This window comes from Microcoleus sp. Z1_B2 (assembly GCF_036700325.1).
Classification (GTDB): Bacteria; Cyanobacteriota; Cyanobacteriia; order Cyanobacteriales; family Microcoleaceae; genus Microcoleus.
In genome coordinates, this window is the sequence record NZ_JAUBOQ010000019.1 from 20421 (window position 1) to 33981 (window position 13561).

7 protein-coding genes and 1 tRNA gene are annotated in these 13561 nt (G+C 47.1%); 1 reads left to right on the forward strand and 7 read right to left on the reverse strand.

Annotation, left to right across the window (positions count from 1 at the left end; genetic code table 11):
• Nucleotides 1-37: 37 nt before the first annotated feature.
• On the forward strand, nt 38-2506 hold the full coding sequence (locus QT984_RS13235) for an ATP-dependent Clp protease ATP-binding subunit (RefSeq protein ID WP_333054035.1): 2469 nt from the start codon (nt 38-40) through the stop codon (nt 2504-2506).
• 301 nt (nt 2507-2807) lie between these two features.
• Here the strand turns inward: QT984_RS13235 and QT984_RS13240 are convergent, their stop codons facing one another.
• The 7 genes from QT984_RS13240 to QT984_RS13270 all read right to left on the reverse strand — a co-directional run bounded on the left by QT984_RS13240 (nt 2808) and on the right by QT984_RS13270 (nt 13366).
• Complete coding sequence (locus QT984_RS13240; RefSeq protein ID WP_333054034.1) at nt 2808-3368, reverse strand: Uma2 family endonuclease; 561 nt, start codon at nt 3366-3368, stop codon at nt 2808-2810.
• Between the two features lie 335 nt (nt 3369-3703).
• Entirely contained in the window at nt 3704-7777 is a 4074-nt protein-coding gene (locus QT984_RS13245) for a hypothetical protein (protein ID WP_333374167.1), read from the reverse strand.
• Nucleotides 7778-8110: 333 nt separating this feature from the next.
• Complete coding sequence (locus tag QT984_RS13250; RefSeq protein ID WP_333054032.1) at nt 8111-8668, reverse strand: redoxin domain-containing protein; 558 nt, start codon at nt 8666-8668, stop codon at nt 8111-8113.
• A 244-nt stretch (nt 8669-8912) separates the two neighbouring features.
• The gene (locus QT984_RS13255) at nt 8913-9512 is read right to left on the reverse strand and encodes a peroxiredoxin (RefSeq protein WP_015178160.1); all 600 of its coding nucleotides are present in this window, start codon (nt 9510-9512) and stop codon (nt 8913-8915) included.
• A gap of 126 nt (nt 9513-9638) precedes the next feature.
• Nucleotides 9639-9711: transfer RNA gene (locus tag QT984_RS13260), tRNA-Met, on the reverse strand.
• 138 nt (nt 9712-9849) lie between these two features.
• Nucleotides 9850-12321: a peptidoglycan DD-metalloendopeptidase family protein gene (locus QT984_RS13265; RefSeq protein ID WP_333054031.1), complete on the reverse strand. Its 2472-nt coding sequence runs from the start codon at nt 12319-12321 to the stop codon at nt 9850-9852.
• Between the two features lie 583 nt (nt 12322-12904).
• On the reverse strand, nt 12905-13366 hold the full coding sequence (locus QT984_RS13270; protein WP_333054030.1) for a tRNA (cytidine(34)-2'-O)-methyltransferase: 462 nt from the start codon (nt 13364-13366) through the stop codon (nt 12905-12907).
• Nucleotides 13367-13561: the final 195 nt, after the last annotated feature.

Consider the following 13561-nt stretch of genomic DNA (forward strand, 5'->3'; position numbering starts at 1 on the left):
GATACAGCCCTCGCCAAGACAGTAGGATAGAAAAAATATGTTTGAACGCTTTACAGAACAAGCCATTAAAGCAATCATGCTAGCCCAAGAGGAAGCGCGACGCCTCGGTCACAATTTTGTAGGCACCGAGCAAATTCTTCTGGGACTCGTCGGCGAAGGCACTGGCATCGCTGCAAAAGTATTACTGGATATGGGCCTCAACTTGAAAGAGGCGCGCAATGAAATCGAAAATATCATCGGCAGAGGTTCTGGGTTCCTCCCGCCAGAAATTCCTTTTACGCCCCGCGTTAAGCGCATTTTTGAGACGGCCCTGAACGAAGCGCGGCAGTTAGGCCACAATTACATCGGCACCGAGCACATCCTGCTGGGGCTGATTCAGGACGATGAAGGGGTGGCGGCGAAGGTGCTGCAAAACTTGGGGATCGATCGCCAGAGAGTCCGCACGCAGGTAATTCGTGCCGTGGGAGAAGTCGCGGCGGTACCCGGAGGCAGGGGAGATAGCGGCGATCGCAAAATCCCGACTTTAGAAGAATTCGGCACAAACCTGACCAAGTTAGCCGCAGCCGGCAAACTCGACCCCGTAGTGGGCCGCGAAAATGAAATCGAGCGCGTGATCCAAGTGCTCGGCCGCCGCACGAAGAACAATCCAGTGTTAGTAGGCGAACCGGGAGTCGGCAAAACAGCCCTCGCCGAAGGCCTAGCCCAGCGAATTGTTAACAGAAACGTCCCGGAAATTTTAGAAGACAAACAAGTAATCAGCCTCGATATGGGTTCGCTGATTGCTGGTACAAAGTTCCGAGGCGAATTTGAAGAACGGCTGACGAAAATCATGGCCGAAATTCGCGCGGCCGGCAACATCATTCTGGTAATCGATGAAATTCACACCTTAGTCGGTGCAGGCGCAATTCAAGGTAGCATGGACGCCTCCAATATGCTCAAACCCGCCCTTGCTAGAGGCGAATTGCAGTGTGTCGGCGCCACTACCTTGGACGAATATCGCAAACACATCGAGCGCGACGCTGCCTTAGAACGGCGCTTCCAACCGATAAAAGTCGGTGAACCGAGCGTGGCTGAAACAATAGAAATATTGTACGGGTTGCGATCGGCTTATGAACAGCATCACAGACTGACAATTTCCGACGCAGCTTTAGAAGCAGCGGCCACACTGTCAGACAGGTACATTAACGATCGGTTTTTGCCAGACAAGGCGATCGACTTAATTGACGAAGCAGGTTCCCGCGTCCGCGTGATGAATTCGCAAACCCCGCCCGAAGTTAAAGAGCTCAAAAAGCAACTGCCCGCAGTAACAAAAGAAAAAGATGCAGCAGTGCGCGAGCAAGACTTCGACAAAGCTGGAAAATTGCGCGATCGCGAATTAGAAATAGAAGCCGAAATCGCCGAAGCTACGATCAACAAAAGCCAACTCAAAACTTCTCCCATTGTCACCGAAGAAGACATCGCCCACATCGTGGCTAATTGGACGGGAGTACCAGTCAGCAAGCTGACAGAATCCGAATCGGAATTGCTGCTGCACATGGAAGACACGCTGCACCAGCGCTTGATCGGTCAAGAAGAAGCTGTCAGCGCAGTTTCTAGGGCTATCCGTCGCGCGCGGGTAGGCTTGAAAAATCCGAATCGCCCGATCGCCAGTTTCATCTTTTCCGGGCCCACAGGCGTCGGCAAAACCGAACTTACAAAAGCCCTAGCAACATATTTCTTCGGTTCCGAAGAAGCCATGATTCGGTTAGATATGTCCGAATTCATGGAACGCCACACGGTTTCCAAACTCATCGGTTCGCCTCCGGGTTACGTTGGCTACGACGAAGGTGGCCAACTAACAGAAGCAGTCCGGCGCCGTCCTTACACAGTCATCTTGTTCGACGAAATCGAAAAAGCTCACCCAGATGTCTTCAACATGATGCTGCAAATCTTAGAAGACGGCCGCTTAACTGATGCTAAAGGTCGGACAGTAGACTTTAAGAATACACTGCTGATCATGACATCAAACATCGGTTCGCGAGTAATTGAAAAAGGCGGCGGCGGCCTCGGTTTCGAGTTTGCTGACAGTGCAGCAGACGTTCAGTACAACCGCGTTCGCAGCTTGGTAAACGAAGAACTGAAACAGTTTTTCCGTCCCGAATTTATCAACCGCTTGGATGAGATTATCGTCTTCCGCCAGTTGAACAGGGAAGAAGTGAAGCAGATTGCGGACATTATGTTGCAGCAAGTCTTCAGCCGCTTAACCGAACAGGGTATTACTTTGTCGGTGACAGACCGGTTCAAGGACTTGTTAGTTACAGAAGGCTACAATCCCAGCTACGGTGCTCGACCTTTGCGCCGCGCAATCATGCGGTTGTTGGAAGATGTACTGGCTGAGGAAATGCTGTCTGGGAAGCTAAAAGACGGCCAAAAGGCGATCGTTGATGTGGATGAAAACGGTCAGGTTAAGATAGTGCCCGATGGCCCATCTGAGCCGAAATTGCCCGAATTCGCATTAAGCCATTAATGCACTCTACCAACGGATAAATACTGTTAATTAAAAACCCGGTTTCTCCGAGAAACCGGGTTTTTAATTAAATGAAACCAGTTGAAAAAAAGCAACTTTAGGCAAGCTCCAAATCCTTATATAATCAGTCATATCAAATTCGGTAGCATCGGACATTATTCCTCTCTGTATTCTCTCCCTCTGCGTTCTCTGCGCCCTCTGCGGTTAAATCATTCCGATACAACCGGAAACGATATGATTCCCAATTCTAAAATCTAAAATCTAAAATCTAAAATCTAAAATGGTATGAGTTATGACTCTATTATCCCAACACATTATCTACAGCAATTTCTATGTCTGGAAAAGCTAGAATAGATAAAACCTGACCCCGCTGAAATCTTTGAATATTTTGATATCCCGAAGGAGAAGGTTCGCGATAAACTACTACACATTGCTCGTTAATATCTACCAGCCAAACTTCTACAATATTGTCTTCCGCATAAAGAGGAATTTTGATATTTCTGTCAGTTTCAGCGGTTGCATCCGCTACTTCCACAATTAGTAAAATATCCTCAGACTGAGGATGTCCCGATTCGTAAAAATCATCGCGCCGCCGCAGTAAAGAAATATCCGGTTCAGGTTCCGAGCGATCGTCCAATTCTACCGGATCTTGAACTCCAATGGTTACTCTCGATAATAAACGGATATAGAATAACTCTGTCAGACGCTTGACATGAGATGTATGCCTTCTACCAACGGCGGCCATTTGAACGATTTCTCCTCGAATCAATTCAACTTTATCATCTTTTGTCAAGATGCCAGATTCAATCATCTGATGATATTCTTTTACTGTGAACAGGCGCTTCATAAACTGAGTTGTCATAATTTATTTATTTGGCGCTCCTTTTAGTTGCCCTTTTTCTGTTTCATCGCCTTTGCTGCTTTCACAATCTCAAATCGCGGCGCAAAAAAAGGAATTTTTACCTATTGATCTTAGTTTGCTTTTAAGGTATATTTTAGATAATGGGAGTAGTAACTTAAATTTTAAAATTGCCACTATTCCCATTATTAAACAATACATTGTCAAGCTAACAGTGTCAAGCTTTTTACCAAAAAAAAAAAAGGCGATTTTTCAAAACTTCATCAACAAATAATCATAGGGTTAGGGTTTTGGTAAACCCACCCTAACCACCCAACAAAAGTTGATTAAGGGAAAATTTAATCCCACGATTGCAATTGTACAACCCAATGCTGCACGACAGCGGAAATGCGATCGCGCCGCGTTTCAAAAGTAGCAGCAATCCAGATAAACACAATCCCAAAAGCCAAACCAATCGCCCATTTAATCAGCGGATAATCGAATATCAGAACCACCAACTGATAGAAAACATTGATTAAAAATACAGCCGTTCCCACAAACAAAAACGCCCGAACTCGCAGCGCCAAACCTGCGGCAATAGCCGCCAAACTAAAAGCCCCCGCAACTAAACCGTGGCTTTGCTGAGTCAAAAGAGGCATCCCGCAAATCAGCGCAGTTGCAAGCATTCGCAGATTGTGGCGCAGCGGTTTTTGTGCGGGTAATTTGAGAGTACGATTCCCTACGGGATAGCTACGCTTCACGAACTGAGTAATGTAAAGTAAAGAAAGTCCTAAAGGAGTAACATAAAACTCTGGCTGAGTCAATCCTATTTGCCAGAACCACCGCAGAATTATCCAGTCAATTATCGCCACACTCACATAGGTAAAACGGACTTCCTCCTTTTCCCAAGCTAGGAAAAAATAGAAGGTAGCAGCTATCAGCAAGCTAATCGGATAAAACTTAGCCGGACTTTCCAAAATAGTCACTATTGGAATCAGCGAAGCAATTACCTGCCAAGGTTTTTTTGACCAACCCCAGTTTTCCCAAGGCAAAATGTAAATGAAATAGGCAAATAGAGAAGCGAGGGCAACTTTCCACGGCCCCAGCGGCCCGGAAATATACTTAACTAAAGGCGTATTGATCCAATAAAGCCGGATGCCAAAGGCTTCTAGCCAGCCCAAGTAAATCCAAATTTCTGCCCATTGGCGATCGAGATTATTTCGCCCTTGCAAGAAAGCATATTGAACTAATAAAGCACCAGTGACTAATCCTAAACTTATACCGGACTTAATATCATTCGCAGAAGCCCAAATCAGCAGCCAACTGCTCAAAACCCAGTGCAGGTGAGCAAATATTTTTAACTCTGCGTTAGTTAAATGTAAATAATTGCTGAGCCAAGGAGATAAAATGCGATAGATATATGTTAAACTTGTGCCGAGAGTGGCCAGGACAATTAAGCCGTCGCCAAAAGCTCCTCCTGGTGTTTGAAAAATTTGATATAGTAGCGATTCGCAAGCAGCAACGGAAACGCCAATTAATCCTAAATAAACCAAAGGTTTGAATTCTGGTTCCCGCCTACCAATGCCGATCGCAATTAAAGACGCCCCCAACACAGTTAAACCAGTCCAATTCGTCAAAGTGTGCGATCGGAAAGTTAAACCCAATACCCCGTAAACCAAAGGTATAACATGAATGCTAGGTAAAAGTGTGGGATCGCGGTGACGGCGCCGCCACCAATCCCCCAACAATTGCGTAAACAATCCGAGAGCGATATTAGCAACTGCCAAATTAATCGTAGTGCGATCGGCAAAACTTAAACCCACTGCTGTCAACAACTCCAAACTCCAAGCCAAAGCATAAATTGCCCAAGGGGAAAGTTGGCGTAAATTTCGGAAAATTATCGCAGCCATTATCACCAAAATGGCAGCCAAAACTTCAGCCGAGGGCGGGAAACTCAAGCTACTGGCTGCGTAGAGTTCAAAGGAATAAAAAGTAATAGTTGTTAAAAGTAAGCCGGTGAGTAAGATTGCCCACCCATCTACAGCTCGATCGTAAATTTGAGCTAATTGAGAAGGCTCAGGTAAACGGCTGGAAAAACGAACAATCATGCTGCGAAGCAACCACAGAGACAAAAGTGCGATCGCCCCGGCAATTCCCCAATCCCAACCCGAAACAAAACCTAATTCATAAATCACCGCAGCTACGAAACTCAAGCCAAATCCAACTCCAATCGCCGCCGCTGGTATCTCGACTAAATAGTAAGTATTGACCAACATTAATCCGGCGGCAACCCCCAAACCAATTAACCGATATCCCGGAAAACTAAAAATTAGAAATTGTGCAAATATTAGGGCGATCTTACTAAAGGTACTGGCAACTCGTTTGTGAGGAACCTCAGTATATTTAGCAACAGCAGTCAAAGCCAAAGGAGTCGCCAGCCAGAGCAAACTCCACTGAGGGCGATGAGTGGCAGTACCCACAATCAAATAATTTTGCAACAAGACAAAGCTGACCCCTGCTAATACTAAGCCCAAATACCACGAATTTTGAAACCATGCAGGATGGCAGCGAAAAAATGCAGAGTTTTCTCGGAAATTTGCCGCTTTCATTCCCACAAAAAATACCCATTCACTCGCCATGAATATTAATAATATTGCAGACCAAATATTGGGTGTCAGGTTTGGGAAGAATAAGTCAATTGCAGATGCGATCGCGCCTAAACCCATAATGTGAGTTATGGGAACCAAAATTGCCGGATTTCCCGGTTGTTCAGCCGCAGAATCCGGCCTCGCAACTCGCCGGGAATTATCGGGAATTACGTATTTCCAAGCGATCCAACCTAAAATTAAAGTAGAGAATAATAAATTGAGCGATCGCCAAAACGGATTGACAAAACTAATAACAGTTAAAACGCTCCCCAAACCGAGAGCAACCTTTTCCCCAAAACTGGCTAGTTGAAACTTTCGCTTGCGGTAGAGCCACTGCGCCGCAGTTACCATTAAAATTAAATAAGGCAACAGCAGAACACCCCAAAAACCCCAAGGAGTTTCCTGAGAGTTGGTAAGCTGAGTTAAAAATGCCACAACTTGTGTTTTAATCCCTAAAGGAAGCAGTCGCCAAAACAGCCAAATACTCTGAAGTCCCACCGCCTCCAGTATTAGCAAATCAAACTCTTGCCAAAACCGCACTAAACGGTTATAAAAAAACCAAACAGCCAATCCGCTAACGGCGATCGCCTGTAGCGGAATGTCGCGAAAACAAACCAGGTATCCCAAACCCAACAAACCCATTCCCGCTAATTGCCAGTGAAAAAAGTTGCTGGGATTTGGCGGGTCGGATATATTGTTTTCAATAGTCCCAGAGGCGAGGGGGTGCTGCCAATCTAGCCATCCTAAAAGCACGCCACAAATCGCCAAAGCTAAACCCATTTCAGCGATATTTACATCCTTGACAAATATCGCTCGACCCAGTAAAATTCCTAACGAATAAGCTACTAAAGCTGCTTTTTTGTAAGTCAGAAAATCTCTGCTAAAACTGAAACCAGCGGGGAATGTTTCAGTATTTCCCCCACCTTGGATAGATTGCAATCGTTGTTGCTGAACTTGATAAACTGTAGTAGCAGCAGTTCCCACTGTACCCAAATAAACAGCAGCGAGGGAAAAGCCTGCAAATGCCCACCAAGAGTGCAAATAACTCAATCCCAAGTGATTTAGGGCGATCGATCGAGTGATGTTTTTTCCTGAACCGCTTTGATATTGATATTTGATAATCCGGGCAGTTATCCAAGTCAAAATAAGTGCCGCTGCGATTGCTACCGCCCAATCCCAAGGATACCGCCACAATCCAAAAGTATCCATTGCCCAAAAATTGATCGGCACTAGCAACAGCGTCACTTCTTGCAAAGTTTGAGCAGTCAAGTGCAAATTCTGCTGTCTGTTTGCCCAACTGCTAATCGCCCAAAAGGTTAAAGTATAAGCTAATAAAACTCCATATTGTCCGGCGGCAGGAAATCTTTCCCACTGACTGGCAGCTAAGACTCCAGAGGAGACAACTACCATGAACACTCCTAAAAACAACAGCCACATCACGCTAATTTCTGCCATTAGCGAGTGCAAAATTTGAGCGATAAAATTAGGGGTTTGAGTAGTTTCTGTGGGTCTAGCAACGCTTTCACGGCTGCTAGGTACTGCTTTTTGTGTTGATAAGGCAGGTACTTTTGGATCGGCAATAGGAGCTCGCGGGTTCTCAATTTCAGAAAAATCTACAGCGGGATCTCTGAGTGGGCAGACTAAATACTGTCGGCACAATTCCTCAACTTCAGCGGGCGAAAGTAAACCTAGCCGCAGCCACGCATCTAAACCTGTCAACAACTCAGGATGCGACGCTAAGATGCTCAATTCAATTTTGCTCGATCGATCTTTGGGAGACGACATTGGCTTAAACTTGTACTAAGTACCTTCAAGCTATAGCCTAGATTAATGTCGAGCGAACATGGCAACATTCCGCCATCGAAATTGGCACAATAAGTATTTATTACTAAAGACCTGTCGCAGCCAGTGTCAATCGATTTTAGATTTTAGATTTTAGATTTTAGATTGACTTGCGCGAGATAAAGGCGGGGGCTTGAGGATTTTAGATTTTAGATTTTGGATTGATTCCACGGATAAATCCGGGGGCTTGTACTATCAAGAAATTCTTGGTCAACCGCTGAAAAAATCCCGCTGATGAGCCTAAACCAGCGTACATCAGCGGTGAAAAACTCCAAATTAGGACACAGCAGCGGTTTCCTTACCGACATATTTCAGCAAAGTGTCCACACTAGCATTGTGGTCTATGAAAGAAAACAAATGTTTGAAGAGGAGTTTTCCATCTGCAGCCAAAACAAACTGAGCGGGCAAAGGAGCACCTAAAGCCTGACCGACTTGATAAGCCCGAAAAACTTGACAGCCCGGATCGGAAAGCAGAGGCATTTTCAAGCCTAAATCTCTAACCACAATTTGGCTTTGGCGATCGTCGGTACTGGCAACCATCAATAATTCTATATTGCGATCGGCAAATTTTTCCCAGTTTTCATTCAAAGCTTTAATGTGAGGAAAACAGAAAGGGCAATATTGCTTTTCTGTAAAAATCCGCGTAAAAGCCAGAACCACCGGTCTATCGCCCCGATAATTCGACAGCCGCACTAATTTGCCATTATTAATATCCGGCAATTCAAAATCTGGCGTCATCTGTCCCAGCTTCAGAACATTACTCGCCGGAACAGGCAATAAATTTTGGAAAAACCGCTCATTTAACAAGCCGCTAAAATTAGTAGAAGTCAGCATATTTCCTAATTGGGTAATTGCTAATTGCTAATTTAAAAATCCGGTTAAACTGAGATATTGCAGCATTCTCAATTAGCCGTAGGGGCGGGTTCGCCAACAGCCTTAAAGCTTGCAAATAGGTTCTATAAACCCGCCCGACCCCACGAAAAATCCTCTTATTGATATTGCTGCAAGATGTCAGGTTAAAGGAATACCTCTGCGGGTAGGGACACGACACTGCCGTGTCCCTACCAATATAATCTGCTTAAACCGCAGCAAAGAATACCTTAGACTTGACAGGATCGGGAGTCATGGTCTTGTCACCGGGCTGCCAGCCGGCGGGACAAACTTCATCGGGATGAGACTGGACGTGTTGGATAGCTTGCAGAGTACGGAGAGTTTCGTCCACGTTGCGGCCGAAGGCAAGATTGTTGATAGTAGAGTGTTGGATGATGCCTTCTTTGTCGATGATGAACAGACCTCTGAGGGCAATGCCTGCTTCTGGGTCGAGGACGTTGTAGGCCGAACTAATTGTTTTTTTGAGGTCAGCAACTAAGGGATAGTTGAGGTCGCCAACACCGCCAGATTTACGGTCTGTTTGTATCCAAGCGAGGTGAGAGAATTCACTGTCCACGGATACGCCGAGGATTTCGGTATCGATTTTCTTGAAGTCCTCGAAGCGATCGCTAAATGCTGTAATCTCAGTCGGGCACACAAAGGTGAAGTCCAAGGGGTAGAAGAACAGGACTACATACTTTTTGCCTTTATAGTCGGACAGTTTCACTGTCTTGAATTCCTGATCCACTACGGCTGTTGCTGCGAAGTCGGGTGCAGCTTGACCAACCCGGAGGCATTCACTGGTCATAGATTTTGTTTCCTTTTTTACGAACTGTTACAAATATATCATACTCATAACGACTACAAGTATCTTCTCGATCGATCAAAAAAATACGCTCTCAAATTTGAGAGCGCAGTTTTTTTGATTAAATAATGGCTCAGGCGGGATTTGAACCTGCGACCTTGGGCTTATGAGTCCCCTGCGCTAACCACTGCGCCACTGAGCCAAATCTACTTCACGATTTACTATCGTAGCACGGTAGGGCTAGCTATGTCTGCTTTTGAAACAACACTATTTCTAATGACTTCTAGTAAAAGTTATGAGTTTTGGTAATCATTCAAAACCCATAACTTTCGACCAGTCGTTACCGAGAAGCGCTGGACGCATCGTCGGGCAGTAAAGCCATTGGGTTGATAGCACCCTGTCCGGCGGGATGAATTTCAAAGTGCAAGTGCGGCCCGGTACTAAAGCCGGTACTCCCCATTTCTGAAATCTGTTCCCCTTGAGCGACTCTCTGACCCTTTTGCACCAAAATCCGGCTGTTGTGGGCATAGATAGTCTCAGTGCCGTCAGGATGGGTAATTTCCACCAGATACCCGTAGCCGCCGTCGTTCCACTGAGCATAGGTAACCACCCCGTCTGATGCTGCCACAATTGGCGTGCCGATCGGCCCTGCAATATCAATTCCCCTGTGCATCCGTCCCCACCGCCAGCCGTAGCCAGAAGTCAGAACGCCCTTAGACGGCCAAATAAACCGGCTAGCAGACTGTTGTTTGCCGTTAGGCAGATAAGTGTCAGGGCTCGACAGCGGAGGCAGTTCTGGAGAAACCATGCGTCCCAAAGACGGGTTGCTTAGGGGGTCGTAAGCCTCAGATCCCAAAGGAGCAGTTGCCACGACCGGCTGATCCTGAGTGCTTTTTGGCGTCAGGTTGATCGGTTGCAGTTCCGCTGCGCGAGCGGGGTCTAAACGCTCTTGCTGCTGCTTCTGAACCTGCTCAGACCAAGCTCTTGATGGCGGTCTGCTGATTTCATTCTGCACCGCCTCAGTATAGTCGGGGGTGTAGAGATATGGATTGACACTTGGCATATCCTCAGACTGGTTGACCGAGGGCCCGTCATTTGGAGCCAGGGACACCGCATTGGCGCCGATCGAATTGCGCGAGGCACGATATTCCTCTCGCAGTCTGACAACTTCTGCCCTCAAGCGTTCGGAATAAGGGTTGAGAGCTTCTGCGGTAGTCCGAGCCTCCGAATTCGATTCTGGTAAAGCGCTAGTTGGATCGGCATTTGAACCCTGGGCGCTAGTATTTGGCACGAACCCGATCGGCTGCGGGTATTCTCCCGTAGCGATGGCGGTAGCAGTTGCACTGGCTGGCGAGGGCAGGGAACTGGTGTCAACAGCACCTGTAAATGTTGGTTCCCCTTGAAGATCCAGCTTCCGTGGATCGCTAATGGTTTGGGAAACTTGAGTCAGCGAAATGCTGTTAATTTGGGGAACCATCGGCGCTGAAATATTGTTCAGACCTTCCAGGTTCTCCAGGGGAGAGACAAGAGGCACTGTGGCCGCCGGTGCTGCAACGCCAGCACCGACTATTTCCGAAGTAGACGAACTGGGGTTCAAAGATGCGGGAACCGAATTCGCCGCCCAGACAGATGTAGAGTTGGAGGCAGAATAAGAGGCTGCCGCCTGCACCCCTGGATTTTTAAACCCAACTTGGGGTATTTTGAGCCGTTGATTGACATTCAGCAAGTTGGGGTTGCCGAGCTTGTTGACGGAGATCAGATCTTTGGGCGATACGCCGTGACCTTTGGCGATCGCATCTACTGTATCTCCCGGACGCACGCTGTAGAGAACCTCAGCCGGCGCGGCGGTACTTCCTGCAGGGGGGACTAGCACAGCCGTGGGCAAACTGGGTGTTGCTAAAGACTGTTCAATTGACTCGAATGCTCGATCGGGCGATGCTGCTTGACCTCCCCCGGAATTGGGAATTACAGGTGTGGCATCGAGGTCAGGAATAGTTGTCCCAGTTGCATATTCGGGGGAGGTCAGCGTCGGTGCTGACTCGGGCAAAAATGCCGCAGATGTAGATAAATTTGCTCCCCCCTCCGACCCGAACATCGTTCGACCCGATTCTGTGGTGCGGTTTTCCTGTTTCTTCAAACTGTCGATCGCCCCGTCTGCATTCGGGATCTCGATCGAACTTTGTTCCGGTACCGTCGTGACCAGCGGGGTCGCTGCGGTTGATGGCAGCCCTGTCATGGCTGCACTATCCAATGGCTCGGAGCCAGTCAGATTTAACTCTTGTTCTGGATTGACCGTCGCTGCGATATCTAGCGAAGCCGATGTGCTATAGCCGGCGTTCTGTTGTGGTGTGGCTTCCGTCGCAGTCGGAATTCTGAGCTGTTGGCCAACTTGGAGTATGGTATCGGGTTGGATCTCGTTGGCAGTTGCTAGTACCAACGGTTCAACTTGATAATCCCGAGAAAGCTCCCAAAGGCTTTGCCCTTCCTGCACCTTAACCGTCACCGACTCAGAAGGTGTTCCGGGCTGTTGGGCCCTGGAACCGTCAACTTGTGCGGACGTAGCCGGCCCGTTGGCCGATACTGGCTGTACAGCGGTGGATTCTGATGTCGGTGCGAGTTCAGACGCGCGAGCGCTGTCTCCATTTCTCGGTAGCAGGATGCCAGAAGCACCTACCGATATTGCCAGCCCGATCGTGGCGAGAGAGCGAACTCTGCCTGTGCTGAGCGTTGTCTGTTTGGATGGTTCCGCAGAACCCTCTCTGTCGATTTCACTAGCCTGAACAGGCTTAATTTGGGGATATGTTCGTTTCAAAAAAACGACCTCCTACTGAGAAGCGCTAACTGTCCTTGGAAACACTCAAGGGGATCGCATGAAGCTGAGTTTAAATCAACAAGCAAAAATATTCTGATTGTTGACAGCTATCATGCTTAGGCCAGATTACCTTGCTTTTTTAATTTAGACAAGCTCAAACCGTCAGAAATTTTAAAATTCTCGGTCAAACCTGCTGCAATTAACCCCACAAGCCTTACACCGCAATAGCTGGAACGAATAGATAAAATCTTCGTTCCCGCACAGGCTCTGAACTCTTACCTATTATCTGACTTTAGGCTAATTTCCGGACAGCCTACAACCGTATATTTACTAGATATAGTGTTCAGACCCAAGCTGGTACTCGCTCGCGCCCTAAATCGCTAAAATCCTCTGTTTTTGTTGCTGAATCATCTTGGGAGTAATTTGGTGTTGCTGATAACAATCTGTTTTTGAATGAATAAAATATATTAATGTCGGCTATCGAGATTTTCACCCCTTTGATACAAATTTCTTATATGAAAATGGAGACTTGGCAGCCTCCACCAGCTATTAAATATCTATATATTTATGTGTTGATAATGATTTATCCCAGCTCCCCCAACTGTCGTTTAGCCTCAAATAAACCTACAGCGGCACTGACGGAGAGGTTCAAACTCCTGACTCCAGGCTGGCTCATCGGAATGAAAACTGTGGCGTCGCAGGCATCCAAGACGTATTGGGGAATGCCTACAGTTTCCGAGCCAAACATCAGCCAGTCGCTGGGCTGAAATTGGAATTGCGCGTAATTGTATCGCCCGCCAGTGCTGAATCCGATCGAGCGTCCCCCCCGCTGCTCCCGATAGGCCAAAAAAGCCGCTAAGTCTTCGTGGCACTGGAGGTTGACGTAGGGCCAGTAATCTAAGCCGGCCCGTTTCAGGTAGCGATCGCTAATTTCAAACCCCAGCGGGCCGACTAAATGCAGTTCCGTGCCTGTGGCAGCGCAAGTGCGGGCGATATTGCCAGTATTCGGGGGGATTTGCGGGTGAATCAAGACAAGTTGGGGCATGAAGCTAATTAAAAGCGAAAAATACAGCTATTGGGAAATTTATAAAACTACCCACAGGTAGATATACCTTATAGCTTTTATTTATAACCTTTGTCGAGATCCATTGATTAAATATTCTGATTGGTTTTTGGGAGGTGCTCTGCAACTTTTGACAATTCCCGCATCCAGGATACCCGCCACGTGATTCATTCCAAA